The following is an 18181-nucleotide window of genomic DNA, read 5'->3' as shown; positions in this document are numbered from 1 at the left end:
GGGGATGTCAGATGGAGACCGCTGCTCGCTCGCGCGCCTGGCGCGCAATCCTTGTCGTCTGTGGACTGGTCCTGCTCGGATCGGCCGCAGAGCTTCGCGCCGGCACGCTGTTGTCGCCGGGCGCCGGCGCCCTCGTGCGCAAATCCGCCGAGCCTTTTGGCGTGTTCGCCTTTGCCATCTCGTCCGGCGGCCTCCAGCAGAAATGGTCCGCGCTGAAGTCCCGGCTCGACGACGACATGGTGCAGCTCGCGCTGTGCGACGGCGACCGCGACAATTGCGCTTCGCCCGCAGCCATCAAGTTGCTGGCCATCGTCGACCAGGCCCGGACCCGCGACGGCCGCGCGCGGCTGGGCGAGACCAACCGCGCCATCAATCTCGCCATCCACCCCGTCAATGACGGGAACGACGACGTCTGGAGCTCGCCGCTTGCGACCTTCGCACGCGGCGCCGGCGACTGCGAAGACTATGCCATCGCCAAGCTGGCCGCGCTGCGGCTTGCCGGCGTCGCCGCTGAAGACCTCCGCATCGTCGTGGTGCGCGATGTCAGGGCCGGCGAAGACCACGCGGTCGTCGCCGCAAGGCTCGACGGCCACTGGCTGATGCTCGACAACCGCCGCATGGCGATGGTCGAGGACGACGCCGCGCGCTCCTACCAGCCGCTGTTCGTGCTTCACCAGGCTGCCGTGATGAAATATGCCGACGAGCCGGTGCGGCTGTCGATGGCGCCCGAGGCGCATTGATCCTCTCGTAGCGTCGTAGCCCGGATGGAGCGCAGCGAGATCCGGGACGTCTGCCACGTCTAGCACCAGCCCCGGATTGCGCTTCGCTCCGTCCGGGCTACGATTCCCCACAAACCCATTCCACCGCGCGATCCGAACCGCTAGCATGGCGCCTTCCATGCGGGGGCGACTGGAATGCGGTTCATCGTGCTGACTGTGCTTGCGCTGCTGGCGCTCACGGCACCCGCGTCTGCGCAAACCGACCGCGCCATCGCCGACAGGCTGCCGCTGTTCACGAAGAACGGCTGCCAGCAGATCCGCGATCCCGGCAATCAACTGTTCTGCGGCGACGCCGGGCTTGCCGCCGCTGCCGAGAAGCTGGGCACCGCAATCGAGGCGCGGCTCGCCCGCCTGCCCGATCGCCTGCCCGCGATCGAGGAGAACGCGATCTGGGCCCGCCAGCGCAATCTCGGTTGCGGCATCGTCGGCCAGACCGCGATCCGCCCCGACGAGTTCGACCGGGTGAAGGCTTGCCTGCTCAAGGTGACCGAGGAGCGCGCCGCGATCCTGCGCGATCCCGATTTCGACTGCCTGGCCGCCAACACCGCCGCAGGCGCGGTGATCTGCGCGGACCCGTCGCTCGCGGTTGCCGAAACCGAGCTCAATGGCGAGGTGCTCGGCCTGATCGGCAAGCTGGATCCGACCGCGGCCCGCTTTGCCTTCGCCGAATACGGCAGGTGGACGCGGGAGCGCGATCGCAAATGCAATCTGGTCGGCAAGGAGAACGTGCCGCTGCAGGAGCTGGAATCTGCGGAAGATTGTCTGGCCGCGCATCTCGCGCGCAAGACCGACGAGGTCCGCGCCGCCAAGGGCGATCCGAAAAAGGTGTTCGGCCGGCAGGTCGCGGCGCATTCGCCCGACACCGACGCCGTCGATTTCTGCGCCGCGCGGATTCACGCCGCCAATTCCTGCGGAAATTTCCTGCGCATCAACCGCGTCTACGCCGTCGACAGCCAGGTGACCGACCAGGAGGCGCAGGTCACCGGCGAGATCGAGATGGTCGTGCTGGCGCCCTTCACCACATGCAGCAAGGTCGCGACGTCCTGCACCGGTACCTGCTGGGACGCGCGGACGAGCCGTCCGCAGCCGGGCGCCGGCAACAAGGAGCGCTCCGCTGACGCCTTCAACGTCACGCGCCGCCTCAGGATCCAGCGCAACTTCGCCTTCGTGAAGGCGGCCGACGGCTGGCGCTGCAGGGAGGACGAGCTGGCCCCGGTGAGTTCGGGCAATGCGAGCGGGGGGTCTTAGGACTTCTCTCGCATCGCGCTTTCTTCCTTCTCCCCTTGTGCGAGAAGGTGGCATAGGCGGCCTTCGGCCGCCGTTCTTAGGAACGCGGAAGCAAAGCTTCTGCTATGGCGCCGGATGAGGGGGTCTCACCACGCGCTGGATTGTTCGTGAGGATGGATACCCCTCACCCGGCTTCGCTCACGCGAAGCCACCCTCTCCCGCAAGGGGAGAGGGTGCACCGTTCGCGCTGCGAGCGCGACCGTCGTTCAGAACATCAGATTGTCCTTCACCAGAACCCAGCGGCCGCCCTTGACCTGCTGCACCTGGGTGATGGTGTTGGCGAGATGATTGGTCTTGGAGAATGTGGTCGGTGGCGAGTTGAAGATGTCGAGGAACTTGTCGCCCGACTCCAGCGCATCCAGCATCTTCTGACCGGTGAGATCCTTGCCGGCCTTGTTGGCGTAGAAGGCGAAGGTCATGACCGCGTTGTAGCCGATGATGGCCTGGGAGTTGGCGTCGGCGCCGAACATCTTCTTGTAGTTGACGAGCCAGTCGTGGACCTTGCCCTTGGCCGAGTCCTCGTAGGGGATCTCGAAGGCCGAGGCCGAATAGAGCCCTTCGACGGCTTCCTTGCCGAGCATGGGCACTTCCATGACGTTGACGGGCGTCGCGCCGAGGAACGTGACGTCCCAGCCGAGCTTCTTCGCCTCGGTCATGGCGCCGATGGGCTCACGCAGGATCGCGCCGAGCACGACGAGATCGCAGCCGTCCGACTTCATCTTGGCGATCTGCGCGCTGAAATCGGACGCGCCGCGCTTGTAGCTCGTGATCGAGGCCGGCTGCACCTTCATGACGGTGAGCTGCTGGTTGAAGCCGTCGAGCACGTTCTTTCCGTACTCGTCGTCCTGATGCATGATGCAGGGCTTCTTGAAGTTCTTCCACTCCATCATGTATTTCAGCGCCGCCCGCGTGCTCTCGACATAGGGCAGGAGATTGCTGAACTTCAACCGCTCCTGCGGCTTGGCCGGATCGAGCTTGTAGGTGAACTCGGCGGCCGTCAGCGGGAAGAGCTGCAGCACGCCGGCATCGAGCAGGATGTCCTGCGCGGCGAGCACGGTCGGCGAGCCCATCGGCCCCACCATCGCGAAGATCTTGTCGCGCTCGATCAGCTTCTGCGAGGCCAGCACCGCCTTCTTCGGATCGTAGCCGCTGTCCTCGACCACGAGACGGATCTTGCGGCCGTTGACGCCGCCGGCGGCGTTGACCTCCTCGACGGCCATCTTCATGCCGTTGGAGACCGGCACGCCCCAGCCCTTGATCGGACCGGACAGATCCTGGTGAGTGCCGATGACGATCTCATTTGCCGAGATGCCATCATTGGTGACCTTGGTTTGCGCGACGGCCGGCAGACAGGTGAGCGCAAGGGCGCTCACAGCAAGGCCGAACGTTCCGAGCGATTTCGACATTGACGTCTCCTCTCCTTTGGGCCCGTTTTGTGCGAAGGGCGGGGGCCGTCGCTCCTTCGGTTTCTGCTTTCTGCGCATGCCCTTTCCGGGGCAGGCACGCATCACGCCACCGCGCGCTCGCGATACATCGCGTCGATCTCGGCGGCGTAGCGCTTGTTCACGAAGCTGCGCTTCAGCTTCATGGTCGGCGTCAGCTCCTCGTCCTCCGGCGTGAGCTGGCGTTCGATCAGATAGAACCGCTTGATGGTCTCGACGCGGGCGAAATTGGCGTTGACCCCCTCGATCTCGCGCCAGATCAGATCCTGGATCTCCGTCGCCCGGCACAGGCTGGCGTAGTTGGTGAAGGGAATGTCGTGATCCTGCGCGAACTTCTCGACATTCTCCTGGTCGATCATCACGAGGCAGGTCAGATACGGCCGCTTGTCGCCGATCACGACGGCGTCGGAGATGTAGGGCGAGAACTTCAGCTGGTTCTCGATCTCGGACGGCGTGATGTTCTTGCCGCCGGAGGTGATGATGATGTCCTTCATCCGGTCGGTGATGCGGACGAAGCCTTCATTGTCGATGCTGCCGACGTCCCCGGTGTGCAGCCAGCCGCGGTGATCGATCGTCTCGGCGGTCTTCTCCGGCTGGTTCAGGTAGCCCATGAACAGGAAGTCGCCCTTGATCAGGATCTCGCCGTCGGGCGACAGCGCGACCTCGCCCCAGGACACTGCGGTGCCGACCGAACCGAGCTTGAGGCGCTCCGCCGGCATCATGGTGGCGACGCCGCAATTCTCGGTCTGGCCGTAGACCTCGTGCATGTCGATGCCGAGTGCGAGGTACCAGCGGATCAGCTCCGGCGCGATCGGCGCAGCGCCGGTGAAGGCGATGCGGCAGCGGTCGAGCCCGATCATGCGGCGGATGTTGCGGAAGGCGACCCGGTAAGCGATCGCATTGGCGATGCGCAAGCCCAGCGGCGGCGCCTTGCCCTCGACGCGGCAATCGACCATGCGATAGCCGATTTCGATGGCGCGGCGGTAGACCCATTGCTGCAGCGGGGTCGCGTCCTTCAGCGCGATGGTGATGGCGGAATAGAATTTCTCCCAGATGCGCGGCACCGCGAGGAATACGGTCGGCTGCACCTCGCGTAAGTTGTCCGGCACCGTCTCCGGGCTTTCGGCGAAATTCATCACCGAGCCGAGTGCGACCGAGATGTAATAACCACCGATGCGCTCGGCGACGTGACAGAGCGGCAGGAAGATCAGCCGGTCCTCGTCCTCCCGCGCCGGGATGAAGTCGTTGGCGTGCCGCATCTGATGCGTGACGCTGCGGTTGGCATGCATCGCGCCCTTGGGCGGGCCTGTGGTGCCGGAGGTGTAGACCAGCACCGCGAGATCGCCGGCGCTGCGGCTGTCGATCATCTCCTGCCACAACGCCTCGCGACCGACCATGTGGTTGCGGCCGAGCGCGCGGAACTCGTCGAACGACATCACCATGTCGTCGGAGAAGCCGCTGAGGCCCTCCATGTCGAACACGATGACCTTCTGCAGGGACGGACAGCGCGCGCGGCAGGAGAGGATCTTGTCGAGTTGCTCCTCGTCCTCGGCGAAGATCACGCGGGTCGCGGAATCGTTGACGAGATACTCGACCTGCGAGGATGAATCGGTGGGATAGATCCCCGACGAGACACCGCCGGCGCACAGGATGCCCATGTCGGCATAGACCCATTCGGGCACGGCGTTGGCGACGATGGAGGCGACGTCGCCGGGCATGAAGCCGATGGCGCGCAGCGCGTAGGCGATCTCCTTGGAGATCTCCAGCCATTCGCGCCAGCTGGTCGGCTGCCAGATGCCGAACTTCTTCTCGCGGATGGCGGGCCGATCGCCTCGCGTCTCCGCGGCGCGCAAGAAACTCCTTGCGATCGTATCAGCGACCGTCAGCACCGCCGGTCGGGCCATGCACGTCTCCTCCTTGTCGCTCTTCCCTCCGCTGCCTGCCTTGCCGGCGGTCTGTTGTCGCGGATGGTCGCCTATCTAACGCCAAACCTTCCTCTAACGCCAAGTTTTCTTCTTCTTCCAGCGCCGTTCACCCCGCGCGCCCGCTTCCTTGGCGCCAAGGTAGAACTCCTGGATGTCCTGGGAATGCATCAGGCGGTCGCAGCTGTCGTTCATCACGATGCGGCCGATCTCGAGCACATAGCCGTAATGCGCCGTCTCCAGCGCCACCTTGGCATTCTGCTCGACCAGCAGGATCGACATGCCCTGCTCCTCGTTGACGCGCCGGATGATGGTGAAGATCTCCTTCACCAGCAGCGGCGACAGGCCGAGCGAGGGCTCGTCGAGCAGCAGCAGCGTCGGCCGGTTCATCAGCGCACGGCCGATCGCGAGCATCTGCTGCTCGCCGCCGGAGAGCTGGCCGGCGGGCTGGTTGATGCGCTCCTTCAGGCGGGGGAAATAGCCGTAGACGCGCTCCAGATCGTCGGCAACGCCGTCGCGATCCCGGCGCGGATAGGCGCCCATCATCAAATTCTCGCGCACCGAGAGGAACGGAAACACCTCGCGGCCCTCCGGCACGTGGCTGAGACCGAGCCGCACGATGCGGTCGGCCTCCATGCGCTGGATCGGCTTGCCCATGAACTCGATCGCGCCCTTCTGCGGATCGAGGATGCCGGAGATCGTCTTCAGCACCGTGGTCTTGCCGGCGCCGTTGGCCCCCAGCAGCGTGACGATGCGGCCGCGCGGCACCTCCAGCGAGATGCCGCGGATCGCCATGATCGGCCCGTAATAGCTCTCGATGTTGCTGAGCTTGAGGATGATCTCCGGGGTCACCGTGGCGTCCATGCGTCAGGCTCCCAGATACGCGGCGACGACATCAGGGTGCTGCTGCACCTCGGCGGGCGAGCCCATCGCCAGCACCCGTCCGTAGTTCAGCGCGATGACACGGTCGGAGACGCGGTTGACCAGCGACATGTCGTGCTCGACCATCAGCACGGTGACGCCGAGCTCGCTCTTCATGTCGCGGATCCAGAACGACATGTCGTCGGTCTCCTCGACATTGAGGCCGGAGGACGGCTCGTCGAGCAGGATCAGCTTCGGCTCCGAGCACAGCGCGCGGGCGAGTTCGATCACCTTGCGGACACCGTAGGGCAGGCCCGAGATGAGCTTGTCGCGATAGGGCTCGAGATCGAGGAATTCGATGACCTGCTCGACCCGGCGGCGATGCACCTTCTCGTTGGCGCGCACGCTGGGCAGGAACAGCAGCTCCTGCCAGAGCTGCGTGGTGGAATGGCGGTGGCGGCCAACCAGAAGGTTCGACAGCACGGTCGCGTTCTCGAACAGCTCGATGTTCTGGAAGGTGCGGGCAATGCCGAGCTTGGCGATGTCGTAAGGCGGCTGCTCGGTGATGTCCTGGTCCTCGAAGAAGATGCGGCCCGCGGTCGGCCGGTAGATCCGCGAGATCAAATTGAAGATCGAGCTCTTGCCGGCGCCGTTGGGTCCGATGATCGAGAGGATCTCGCCCTTCTCCACCGCGAACGACACCGCATCGACCGCCTTGAGGCCTCCGAAATGCAGCGACAGGTTCTCGGCGCGGAAATAGCTCATCGGTTGCGCTCCGACTTCACGTAGATCTTCTGCCGCTTGAAGGTGGCGCGCTTGTAGAGCGGGAACAGCTGGAAGAAGAGCTTGATCTTCAGCCAGCGGCCGTAGAGCCCGAGCGGCTCGAACAGCACGAACAGCACGATGATGATGCCGTAGATCGCGCCCTTCAGGCCGTTGAGCGAGGCGAAGGCTGCGACCTTGGACTGGATATTGCCCGCGGTCGCCGGACCCGCGCCGAACGTCGCGGCGATGCCGGCGATGATGCCGGGCATGTCGTCTTTCAGGTAAGTCAGGAACGGATCGATCATCACGATGAAGATCGCGCCCAGCACCGCGCCGTGCAGGCTGAAGGTGCCGCCGATCAGGATCACGATGATGAACTCGATCGAGAGCTGCAGCGTGAACATCTCCGGCGAGATGAAGGAGAGCTTGTGCGCGAACAGCACGCCGGCAAAGCCGGTGATCGCCGCCGAGATCGCAAACGACTTGACCTTGTAGAGCGCGACGTTGACGCCCATGCTGCGCGCCGCGGTCTCGCTGTCGCGGATCGCGACGAAGGCGCGGCCGGTCGGCGAACGCAGCAGGTTGAGCGTGCCGACGATGGTCAGCACCAGCACGGCAAGACAGAGGTAATAGAAGGTCGGACTGTCGCGCGGCACCGTGACGCCGAGCAGCGACAGCGTCTTGACCCGCATGCCCTCGTTGCCGTTGGTCACGCTCTCCCACCGCGCCAGGATCTCCTCGACGATCAGCGCAAAGGAGATGGTGGCGATGACGAGGTAAATGCCGGTCAGGCGCAGTGCGGGAAAGCCGACCATCGCGCCGATGATGCCGGTCAAGCCGCCGGCAGCGAGGAAGTAGACCGGGAACGGCACGTTGTATTTCTGCAGGTACGCGGCCGTGTAGGCGCCGATCGCGAGGAAGGCCGCATGTCCGAGCGAAGCCTGGCCGGTGAAGCCGGTCAGGATCAAGAGTGCCACGCCGACGGTCGCATAGATGCAGACGAAGACGAGCTGGCTCATCAGATAGCTGGAGAGCATGTAGGGCGCGATCAGCAGCAGCGCGATCAGGATGCCGTAGGAGACGAAATAGCCCGAATGCGGAAACAGCTTGATGTCGTCCTCGTAGTCGGTCTTGAACAGGAAGCGCATGGCGTTCAGACCTTCTTGCGGACGTGCAGGCCGAACAGGCCTTCGGGCTTCAGCAGCAGCACGGTGAGCAGCACGATGTAGGGCGCGACGTCCTTCCAGCCTTCCGCCAGATAGAAGCCGGCCATGCTCTCGATCACGCCGATCAGGATGCCGCCGACCACGGCGCCCGGAATGGAACCGAAGCCGCCGAGCACCGCGGCGGGAAACGCCTTGAGCCCGAGCACGAGGCCGACATTGGAGTGGATGAAGGTGATCGGCGCCAGCAATACGCCGGCGGCGGTCGCCACCGCCGCACTGATCGCCCAGACGATCGACACCACGCGCTTGACCGGGATGCCCATGTAATAGGCCGCCAGCATGTTCTCGGAGCTGGCGCGCATCGCGGTGCCGAGCGTGGTCTTGTTGAAGAAGAGATAGAGCAGCGTGCACAGGATCATGGTCGCCGCGATCACCGACAGCTTGTCGTAGGCGAGCACCAGCGAGCCGATCCGCAGCACGCCCTGGCTGAACGGCGTCTCGATCTTGAGGTCATCGGTGCCCCAGATCATGCCGGCGATCGAGCGCAGGAAATAGCCGAGGCCGATCGTCGCCATGATGATGGAGAATTGCGGATAGCCGAGGATCGGCCGCACCACCACGCGCTCGGCCAGCATGCCGAACAGGGCCATGGCCGCCACCGCACCGGCAAAGCCGACCCAGTAGTTCAGGCCCATCATGCCGATGAAGGTGAAGGCGAAGAAGCCGCCCAGCATCATCAGGTCGCCTTGGGCGAAATTGACGACCTCGGTGGCCTTGTAGACGAGCACGAAGCCGAGCGCGATCAGGCCGTAGACGCAGCCGAGCGCAACACCGCTGACCAGCTGCTGAACGAAATCCAGCATCGCCGCGCATCCTCCCGATGCAACGGTGGCTCTTTTGGCCGCCTTGTCGCATCTTGTGTCCAGTCGCTACGCAGTCGTTTCGCCGCGTTAGCTCCATTTGTCCCGGCGCCAATTCAGCCTGAAGGCCCGCGCGCTGTCAACAAACGGTGACTTGCCTTTAGTCCAAGCCGCATGCCGGAATTTGCGGTAAAGAGATTCACCCTGCCGAAACATCTTGGGGTCATGGTCTCGGGCGATGCAAAACCGGATGGTGTGGCTGTCATGAAGCCGGACAACTCGGCGCTGGAAGTCCTGGGGTTAACGAAGCGTTTTGACCGTCTGGCGGTCGACAGCCTCGATCTCACCATCCGTGCCGGTGAATTCTATGCCCTGGTCGGGCCCAACGGCGCCGGCAAGACCACCACTTTACGCATGGTTGCCGGCCTGCTCCGGCCCGATGCCGGCGCAGTCTCGATCTTCGGCATCGATGCGCTCCAGAACCCCGTCGCCGCCAAGCAGGTCATGGCGTGGGTTTCCGACGAGCCCATGATCTACGACAAGCTCACGCCGCTCGAATATCTCGAATTCGTCGCCGGGCTCTGGGGCATCGCGCCGTCGATCTCGAAACCGGTGGCCGAGGAGCTGCTGAGCTCGCTCGGGCTCGAGCCGCACCGGCACGAGCGCTGCGAAGGCTTTTCCAAGGGCATGCGCCAGAAAGTGGCGCTGGCCGGCGCGCTGGTGCACGATCCCCGCCTCATCATTCTCGACGAACCCCTGACGGGACTGGACGCCGTCTCCGCCCGCCATGTGAAGGGTCTGCTCAGCGAGCGCGTGCGCGCCGGCTGCACAATCATCATGACCACGCACATCCTCGAGGTCGCCGAACGCATGGCCGACCGCATCGGCGTGATCGCCTCCGGCCGTCTCGTCGCGGAGGGCACGCTCACCGAGCTGCGCCAGCAGAACGGTCACGCCGACACCAGCCTGGAGGATCTCTTCATCGCGCTGGTGACGCTGCAGGAAGCCGCATGAGCTCGGCGACCGCGCTGTCCTGGTTTGCGCGTCACGAGCTGCGGCTCGCCTGGCGCGAATGGTTCGCCATGATGACCGGCGGACGGCGCAAGCGGGCGCGCGCCGCCGTCATCGGACTGCTGTTCTTCGCGGCGCTGCTGCACGTGCCGGCCTGGGCGGTGATCGGCCGCTTCGCCGAGCTGCAGCTGCCGCTCGACAAATCCTCGCTGATCGTGATCACGGCGACGATCTGCCTGGCCTGGACCTTGATGCTGTCGCAGGCGATCGAATCGGTGACGCGGGTGTTCTACGCCCGCGCCGACCTCGACCTCATCATGTCCTCGCCGGCAACGCTCGCCAATCTGTTCTCGGTCCGCATCGCCGCAATCGCACTCACCGTCACCGCGATGGCGCTGCTGTTCTCGACGCCCTTCATCGACGTTCTCGTGATCGGCGGAGGTGCGCGCTGGCTCGCGGCGTTCGGCGTCGTCATCGCGATGGGCCTGTCGGCCGCGGCGGTCGCGATTGCCGTCACCATCCTCCTGTTCCGCCTGATCGGCCCGGCGCGGACGCGTCTGATCGCGCAGATCCTTGCGGCCATCATCGGCGCCGGTTTCGTGATCGCGCTGCAGGTCGCCGCGATCATGTCCTACGGCACGCTGTCGCGCTTCACCATCCTGACCTCCGGCAGCATGGCCGCGCACGCCCCCGAAATCGACAGCATCTGGTGGTGGCCGGCGCGGGCGACCATGGGCGACAGCGAGGCGCTGCTGCTGCTTCTCGCGCTCGCCCTCGTGCTGCTCGGAAGCGTGATGGCGATCTTCTCGCACCGCTTTGCCGACACCGCGATCGATGCTGCCGCGTACGGCAGGTCCGGCCGCAGCAAGGCGAAGCAGCGCCCGTTCCGCGGCGGATCGCGGCAACAGGCGCTGCGGCGCAAGGAATTCACGCTGCTCTGGCGCGATCCCTGGCTGATCTCGCAGACCCTGATGCAGCTGCTCTATCTGGTGCCGCCGGCGCTGCTGCTCTGGCGCAATTTCGCCGACAGCTCGGCGGCGCTGACGCTGATCACGCCCGTGATCGTGATGGCGGCGGGTCAGCTCGCCGGCGGGCTCGCCTGGCTGACGATCTCGGGCGAGGATGCGCCCGACCTGGTCGCGACCGCGCCGCTGACGCCGTCCAGCGTCACCCGCGCCAAGATCGAGGTGGTGCTGATCGCGATCGCCGCAATCTTCTGCCCGCTGGTCGCCGCGCTCGCCTTCGCCTCGCCGTTCCAGGCGGCGGTCAGCGCCGGCGCCATCATCATCAGCGCGGCGTCCGCGACCGCGATCCAGCTCTGGTTCCGGGTGCAGGCACGCCGCAGCCAGTTCCGTCGCCGTCAGACCTCCTCGCGGCTTGCGACCTTTGCCGAGGCGTTCTCATCGATCGGCTGGGCCGCGAGTGCGGCGCTGCTGCTCGCCCTGCCGCTGGCGGGGCTGATCAGCGGATTGATCACGGCCGGCCTCGTCGCGATCACCTGGAAGTTCAGCCCAAAGCGGGAGTGACCGGCATCGGTCTCCCTCAGGGCCACCGCCGTGTCAGGCGTCGACGGCCGGTTATGTGCGGCCTTGCGCCGATCCATCAGGCGCCTGACCCAGTTTCGTCCGGGCTCTTCCACGAAGCGATAGGTTGCAACCGACAGCAGCGCGGCCAGCGCCAGCATCGTGATTTGCAGGAGATCACCCAGCCAGAGCGATCCGTTCAGGGAGATCACTTTCGTTGGCTCATGATCTGCGCTCAGAGCATAGGAGACAAACAGCTCCACATGCGCAAGACGTTCGACGGCCATGAGGATCGCCCGCACAACGGCCCTGACGAACGGATGCAGCATGTAAATCGAGTAGGTCAGGGTCCCGATCGTGAGCAGGAATGGCACCGTCATCCCACGGCTGACCGCGCCGGCCTCACGCGCGAACACCAGAACGATCAGCGTGAACACCAATGGCGAGGCCACTTGCAAAGCGACGCTGCTTCCTGCGACCGAAACATAGCCCACGACGAGCAGGAAACTCGCCGCCTCCAGCCATGTCTCGCCTGATGGCACGAGGCGTGCGCGCAACACCGGAAAGCGCTCGCGCAGATCGAAGCAGACGACGCCAAGCGCGAAACCGTAAAGGCAGCGCACGAGGCCATAGTCGTAGGTCGCATTCATTCCGTCCGGGCTGATGGTGGCGAGCACGGCCGGCCCGGCAATGATCGGGAGCAGCCAGGGCCAGATCGTCGGCCCGACCCGGCTCACGACGGCGGCGAAGATCACATAGGCGGCGAACTCGGCGCTGATGCTCCAGCTCGCGAAGTTCAGCCAGTTCTGCGGATTGACGCCGATTCCCTGCAGCAGAAGAATGTTGGTGACGATCGCCTGCAGGAGGTTCGGACCGACGCCGTCCTTCGCAGCATCGATGGGAATGAACAACAACAACGTCACGAGGTGCAGCGGATAGATCCGCCCAAGCCGCAGGACGAGGAAGCGGCCCGTGCCGTGGCCCTCAGCGAGACGCGAACGATAGTTCGACGCAATGACAAAGCCGCTCAGCACGAAGAAGAAATCGACGAACAAATAGGCATGTCTGGTCAGCGGCAGGAAGGACAGGTGGCTGATCACGTCGAAGTGAAACAGCGCGACCATGCAGGCGCAAATGCCGCGCCAACTGTCGAGCGCATGATATCGGGTGATGTTTTCAGCCGAGGCCATCCAAAACGGGTAGGCGACGCCATGCACTGACACAAGCCAAGGTTGAGTCTATACTTAATGCGGTATGCGCTCGCGGCATCAGCATGACGCCGGAACGATTCGAAGCTACACTGACCGGATCGTCGACTGAATGGCGGGCGGACTGGTGATGTCTCGACTATTGCTGACGGCTCTGGCGTTCCTAGGCTGGCTGCTGACACCTGCGCTTGCCCAGCAGGCGCCTCAGCGCAGCGAATGCCTGGCGATGGCCAATGCCGCGCCGCAGATCATGCCGGCCGCCTTCAGGCAAGCGGCAGCTGGCGCGGAGGTCACGATCACCTATGCCGGCCATTCCACCTATTTCATCGACACGCCCGGCGGCTTGCGCATCGCCACCGACTATAGCGGCGCCTATCAGGTTGGGCGGCTGCCCGACGTCGTCACCATGAACCGGGCGCACAGCACGCACTATTCCTTGTTTCCGGACAAGCGCATTCCCCATGTGCTGCATGGCTGGAGCGACGACGGCAAGCCTGCCATCGTCTCCGAGCGCATCGGCGACACCTTCATCCGCAACGTCACCACCGACATCCGCCGCTATTTCGGCGACGATGCCGGCGCCGACATGATCCGCGACGGCAATTCGATCTTCATCTTCGAGGTCGCCGGCCTCTGCATCGGCCATCTCGGCCATCTCCATCACAAGCTCGACGACAGCCATTTCGCGCAGATCGGACGGCTCGACATCGTGATGGTGCCGATCGACGGCACCTACACGATGTCGCTCGACGGCATCTCGGAGATCACCAAGCGGCTGCGTGCCTCCGTGGTGCTGCCGATGCACCGCTTCGCCACGCAGCTCGACGACTTCATGCGCCGGATCGGCCAGCAGTTCGAGATCGACCGGCGCCTCGACCGCTCGTTCCGGATGTCGCGTGACGCCCTGCCGTCGGCCCCGACGGTGATCATCCTCGACGGCGTCTGAGGCGCGAAGCCGGAACGCATGACCCCTCCCCGACTTGGTTGCTTCGAGATCGTCATCGATCGGAGCAATCATGAGCAGAAGGTTCCTGGTCATCGGCGCGTTCGCCGCCATCTATCTGCTATGGGGTTCCACCTACTTCGCCATCACACTGGGTCTGAAGTCGTTCCCGCCCTTCCTGCTGATGGCGCTGCGCTCGTTCTGCGGCGGCATCGTGCTGCTGACGCTGAGCGGCCGGCAGGTCGCGAAAATGTCGCTCCAGACGTGGGCGGCGGCGTGCCTGTGCGGGCTGCTGTTCTTTGTCGGCTGCCACGGCGTGCTCGCCTTCGCGCAGCAATCGGTTCCCTCGGGCGTGGCCGCCATCGTGCTCGCCACGATCCCGTTCTGGATCCTGCTGATCGATACCGTGTTCCCCGGCGATCAGCGACCGAAGCCCCATGCCCTGCTCGCTCTCGTGCCGGGCTTCTTCGGCGTCGGGATCGTGGCATGGCAAAATGTCGAGCAGGCGGGCATCAGCGTTCTTCCCGTGATCCTGCTGCTGGGCGCGGCCTTGTCGTGGTCGGCCGGCACCGTTCTGTCCCGGAGCATGTCGAGCGAGGCGTCCGCCATCCTGCTGTCGGGTATGCAGCTCTCGATCGGCGGCGTCGTGCTGTTCGCGATCAGCTGGCAGGTGGGCGAGATCGATGCTTTCAGGCCAAGCGACGTCTCGCTGACGTCGCTCGCGGCGGCGCTCTGGCTGATCGTCTCCGGCAGTGTCATCGGATTCGTCGCCTATAACTGGCTGCTGGAGAACGTCGCGACCTCGTTGGTGTCGACCTACACCTTCGTCAACCCGGTGATCGCCGTGCTGCTCGGCACCGTCGTGCTGGGCGAGCCGTTCTCGCGCATGATGCTGCTGGGCGCGGGCCTCGTCATCGTCTCCGTTATCGTCATCTGGCGGGCGGAACGCTCGGGGAGCCGGCGGCCCGGCGATGAGCCCGACCGGGATATGAGACATCTGTCCACACGCAAGACCTGACGATCGCCGACGGCAATTTTCTCCAAGCCGGCTCTCGGCCGGCATGCTGATCTCCCTCGCGACAGGAGATCGACATGACCGACTTTGCGAAATTGTTGCACGCGGACGGGCCGAACCCCGAGCACGCGGCGGCGCTTCAGCTCTACGGCCGTTTCGTCGGCGACTGGGACGCCGAGATCACGGCCCACGGCCCCGATGGAGCGAAGCACAAAGCGTCCGGCGAGATCTATTTCGGCTGGATTCTGGAGGGCCGTGCCGTGCAGGACGTCTGGATCATTCCGCGACCCGCGGGCTCCCAGGCCTTTCCGATCGCCGGCAATTGGTACGGCACGACGCTGCGGGTCTATGATCCCTCGATATCCGCATGGCGGATTTCCTGGTTCGATCCCGGGCGCTCCGTGTTCCGTCAGCAGATCGGCCGTGCGCGCGGCGCGGATATCGTGCAGGAGGGCACGACGGATTCAGGCGATCTGACGCGCTGGAGTTTTACGGAGATCACCGGCGATTCCTTCCACTGGCTCGGCGAGGTCAAGCCGGCCGCGGCAGCCGACTGGCGGTTGATGGTCGATGTGCGGGCGAAGCGGCGCAAGGCTTGAGGCCAAATGCATTTTGATTGAATCGATCGGGCGACAAGCTCGCTGCAACCTCTCCCGCTTGGGGGGAGGTCGCGCCGAAGGCGCGTGTGGGGACTCTCTCCGCACCGAGGATCTCTCTGCGGAGACACCCCAGCCCTCCCCCGCAAGCGGCAGAGGGAGCGCACCTTCCGCGTGGCGGATATTGGTCACACCGCCGCTGTGCTCAGGGCGAAGGGCGTGGTTGCGCGCTGCGCGCTGCTGCATGCGAGGATGAGCTGCTAGGCTCCCGTACAAGAAAATATCAGGGAGTGAACGCCGATGGCTGCAAGCGGTCTGCCCGCCAATACGAGCGGGCTATTCGTCGAACCGCGCGAGGACTGGCTCGCGCAGTATCAGGAAGAGATCATCGATCCCTCGCGCCCGATCGTCGATCCGCATCACCATCTCTGGAATCGCGGGCACCGCTACCTGATCGAGGAGATGGCTGATGACGTCGCCTCCGGTCACAACATCATCGCCACCGTCTATGTCGATTGCCGCTCGATGTATCGCGCGCATGGGCCCGAGGCGTTCCGGCCCGTGGGCGAGGTCGAGTTCGCCAACGGCGTCGCGGCGATGAGCGCGAGCGGCGGTTACGGCAAGGCCGCGATCTGTGCCGGCATCGTCAGCCATGCCAATCTGCTGCTGGGCGACGCCGCAAAACCGGTGCTGGAAGCGGAGATCGCGGCCGGCAACGGCCGTTTCCGCGGCATAAGGCATTCCTCCGCGTGGGACGAGGACCCCGCCGTCGCCGGCATGTACGCCAACCGGCCGCGGGGATTGTTGCAGGACCCGGCCTTCCGCAAGGGCTTTGCCTGCCTCGCCCCGCTGAACCTCAGCTTCGATGCCTGGCTGTTTCACCCGCAGATCGGCGAGTTGACCGAGCTGGCACGCGCCTTCCCCGACACCAGGATCGTGCTCGACCATTGCGGCGGCCCGGCCGGGGTCGGCCGCTTCGCCGGACGGCGCGAAGAGGTGTTTCCGCAATGGCGGGCCTCGATCCAGGAGATCGCAAAGTGCGAGAACGTGGTGGTGAAGCTCGGCGGGCTCGCGATGTGCCTGCTCGGCTATGACTTCCATCTGCGCGACAAGCCGCCGTCGTCCGAGGAGCTCGCGGCGGCCTGGCGGCCCTATATCGAGACCTGCATCGAGGCGTTCGGCCCCAAGCGCGCGATGTTCGAGAGCAACTTTCCGCCGGACAAGGGCCAGTGCAGCTACCAGGTGATCTTCAACGCCTTCAAGCGGATCGCGGCGCCCCTGAGCGAGGGAGAGAAGACGGCGCTATTCTCGCAGACCGCGACCGAATTCTACCGGCTCGAACTGCCGACCTGACGAGAAGAGGGGCCGGGATGTTGATCCCGACCCCTCTTCGTCGTGGCCGCTGGGAAGCGTCCTTGAAACGTTGTTGGAAGACTAGCCGGCTCCCATCAGCGAGGCCGGACGGCGCTCGCCGGTGGAGACGAACATCTTCTTGAGCTTGTTCACCACGCGGATCAGGAAGCCGATCATCACGGGGTTGGTCTTGCGGCAGAAGGCGATCTTCTTGACGTAGCCCTCGACATGCCATTTGGCATGCGCGCCGTCGCGGAAGAAGATGACGTCGCCGGGACCGTAGCGCTTCGGCGGCATGCCGTCGCTCTCGAGCACGATCGATCCTTCCATAATCATGATCGTCTCGTCGATGTCGTAGTACCAGTTGAAGCGGCCCTCGGTGCAATGCCAGATGATGGTCGAGGCGGTGCCGTCGGCGCTCGTGGAGAGAATGTGCGAGCGCGACACCGGGTTGCCCTCGATGATCCAGGACGGCTCGATAGGCCGCAGCTCGAGATCCACATTGCAACTACTGATTTCAATCAATGCGCGCGACATCTGCTTCCCCAGGGGATATAATATGGGTTGCCGGGTCTCGGCCCGGAATGTTTCAAAAGATGTTGGGAACGCTAGTAGGCGGTTTTTAATTCTTTCTTACGCAGGCCCCGACAATCAGCCGCAAGTTGCAGGTGCGAAGCGGTTAACGTCTCGATTTCCCTGCGAATTCGCGCACATGAACCCTTCTTTTCCGGGGTGCGACAAAGTGCGCGAAGTATCAGGAAGGAGCCCTAAAGATGCCGCTGACCCCGGAGCTCGTGACAGCCAAAGGCGAGGTCGCCGCCCGGCTCGGCGAATTCGATCTGTCCTTCGCGCCGGACGATGAACCCTGGTTCACCATCGACGGCATCGAGAGCCCCCGGCAGATCGGCAGTGACGGCTCCGGCGGCGCCTTCGTGCTGCTGCCGTCACAGAATGTGCTCTACGTGTCATCGGAGGGCCGCGCGGGCATCATCGCGGGGAGCTTCGAGGCGTTCATCCAGCTCGTCATCGCCCGCCCCTACTGGCTCGACATCCTCAAATTTTCGGCCGGCGGCGACCTCGCCGAGATGCGCCGCGCGGCGGATGCGCTGGAGGCGACACGCGACGACGAGGACGACATCAACGAGGCCAGAGACGAAATCCGCGGCGCCCTCGGATTGTCGGATGCCGGCGATCCCGTCGGCGCGCTCTACGAGGCCGTCGCGGCGTCGGACGCCATCGTGCGCGCCACCGACGGCAGCCCGTTCACGACGCTGTTCAACCGCTTCAGCATCGACAACAACCGGATGCTGCGCAACGCGGCGGCGTGAAGGGACGTTATGCTGACGCTTGGCGTTTGAACGTTCCACGATCGTCATGGCCGGGCTTGTCCCGGCCATCCACGTCTTAACCGCGCACGAAGAACGTGGATGCCCGGGACAAGCCCGGGCAT

General features: G+C 64.8%; 15 protein-coding genes and 2 pseudogenes. 9 read left to right on the top strand and 8 right to left on the bottom strand.

Translation table 11 applies throughout. The features are described from left to right. Positions 1–11 precede the first annotated feature (11 nt). Entirely contained in the window at positions 12–740 is a 729-nt protein-coding gene (locus JQ617_RS39405; RefSeq protein ID WP_212031050.1) for a transglutaminase-like cysteine peptidase, read from the top strand. A gap of 174 nt (positions 741–914) precedes the next feature. Beyond that, the gene (locus JQ617_RS39400) at positions 915–2027 is read left to right on the top strand and encodes a lysozyme inhibitor LprI family protein (protein WP_212031049.1); all 1113 of its coding nucleotides are present in this window, start codon (positions 915–917) and stop codon (positions 2025–2027) included. Positions 2028–2272: 245 nt separating this feature from the next. Here JQ617_RS39400 and JQ617_RS39395 read toward each other — a convergent pair whose 3' ends face one another. The 6 genes from JQ617_RS39395 to JQ617_RS39370 all read right to left on the bottom strand — a co-directional run bounded on the left by JQ617_RS39395 (position 2273) and on the right by JQ617_RS39370 (position 9085). After that, positions 2273–3472, bottom strand: coding sequence for an ABC transporter substrate-binding protein (locus JQ617_RS39395; RefSeq protein ID WP_212031048.1), 1200 nt, complete (start codon positions 3470–3472; stop codon positions 2273–2275). A 101-nt stretch (positions 3473–3573) separates the two neighbouring features. Beyond that, positions 3574–5412, bottom strand: a complete 1839-nt coding sequence (locus JQ617_RS39390) for an AMP-dependent synthetase/ligase (protein ID WP_212031047.1) — start codon at positions 5410–5412, stop codon at positions 3574–3576. Positions 5413–5505: 93 nt separating this feature from the next. Continuing rightward, the gene (locus JQ617_RS39385) at positions 5506–6294 is read right to left on the bottom strand and encodes an ABC transporter ATP-binding protein (protein ID WP_212031046.1); all 789 of its coding nucleotides are present in this window, start codon (positions 6292–6294) and stop codon (positions 5506–5508) included. Positions 6295–6297: 3 nt separating this feature from the next. Next, a complete protein-coding gene (locus tag JQ617_RS39380; RefSeq protein ID WP_212031045.1) occupies positions 6298–7056 on the bottom strand; it encodes an ABC transporter ATP-binding protein in 759 nt (252 codons plus the stop codon). Next, positions 7053–8204 carry a branched-chain amino acid ABC transporter permease gene (locus JQ617_RS39375; protein WP_063686619.1) on the bottom strand — a complete coding sequence of 384 codons (1152 nt, stop codon included), beginning with the start codon at positions 8202–8204 and terminating at the stop codon, positions 7053–7055. Before JQ617_RS39375 ends, JQ617_RS39380 begins: the two co-directional genes overlap by 4 nt. A 5-nt stretch (positions 8205–8209) precedes the next feature. Beyond that, positions 8210–9085: a branched-chain amino acid ABC transporter permease gene (locus JQ617_RS39370; protein WP_212031044.1), complete on the bottom strand. Its 876-nt coding sequence runs from the start codon at positions 9083–9085 to the stop codon at positions 8210–8212. Positions 9086–9400: 315 nt separating this feature from the next. Here JQ617_RS39370 and JQ617_RS39365 point away from each other — a divergent pair. Next, a pseudogene (locus JQ617_RS39365) lies at positions 9401–10096 on the top strand (ABC transporter ATP-binding protein); the annotation flags it as partial. Next, complete coding sequence (locus JQ617_RS39360) at positions 10093–11619, top strand: permease (RefSeq protein WP_212031042.1); 1527 nt, start codon at positions 10093–10095, stop codon at positions 11617–11619. The pseudogene JQ617_RS39365 and the gene JQ617_RS39360, both read left to right, overlap by 4 nt. 287 nt (positions 11620–11906) lie before the next feature. On the opposite strand, the pseudogene JQ617_RS40155 reads toward JQ617_RS39360, so the two are convergent. Then, positions 11907–12806 (bottom strand): annotated as a pseudogene (locus JQ617_RS40155) (acyltransferase family protein); the annotation flags it as partial. Positions 12807–12954: 148 nt separating this feature from the next. On the opposite strand from JQ617_RS40155, the gene JQ617_RS39355 reads away from it, so the two are divergent. From JQ617_RS39355 to JQ617_RS39340, 4 genes are all read left to right on the top strand, one after another. Further along, positions 12955–13770 carry an MBL fold metallo-hydrolase gene (locus JQ617_RS39355; protein WP_212031041.1) on the top strand — a complete coding sequence of 272 codons (816 nt, stop codon included), beginning with the start codon at positions 12955–12957 and terminating at the stop codon, positions 13768–13770. Positions 13771–13840: 70 nt separating this feature from the next. Continuing rightward, a complete protein-coding gene (locus JQ617_RS39350; protein WP_212031040.1) occupies positions 13841–14785 on the top strand; it encodes an EamA family transporter in 945 nt (314 codons plus the stop codon). A 74-nt stretch (positions 14786–14859) separates the two neighbouring features. Beyond that, entirely contained in the window at positions 14860–15381 is a 522-nt protein-coding gene (locus JQ617_RS39345; protein WP_212031039.1) for a hypothetical protein, read from the top strand. Positions 15382–15678: 297 nt separating this feature from the next. Next, entirely contained in the window at positions 15679–16731 is a 1053-nt protein-coding gene (locus tag JQ617_RS39340) for an amidohydrolase family protein (protein ID WP_212031038.1), read from the top strand. A gap of 81 nt (positions 16732–16812) precedes the next feature. Here JQ617_RS39340 and JQ617_RS39335 read toward each other — a convergent pair whose 3' ends face one another. Further along, positions 16813–17268 carry a cupin domain-containing protein gene (locus JQ617_RS39335; protein ID WP_063686609.1) on the bottom strand — a complete coding sequence of 152 codons (456 nt, stop codon included), beginning with the start codon at positions 17266–17268 and terminating at the stop codon, positions 16813–16815. Positions 17269–17504: 236 nt separating this feature from the next. Here JQ617_RS39335 and JQ617_RS39330 point away from each other — a divergent pair, with 236 nt between their 5' ends. Continuing rightward, complete coding sequence (locus JQ617_RS39330) at positions 17505–18059, top strand: hypothetical protein (RefSeq protein ID WP_212031037.1); 555 nt, start codon at positions 17505–17507, stop codon at positions 18057–18059. Positions 18060–18181: the final 122 nt, after the last annotated feature.

The organism is Bradyrhizobium sp. KB893862 SZCCT0404, from assembly GCF_018130885.1.
GTDB classification, from domain to species: domain Bacteria; phylum Pseudomonadota; class Alphaproteobacteria; order Rhizobiales; family Xanthobacteraceae; genus Bradyrhizobium; species Bradyrhizobium stylosanthis.
The sequence above is the reverse complement of the archived record's forward strand: the minus strand, read 5'-3'. Positions and strand labels throughout refer to the sequence as shown.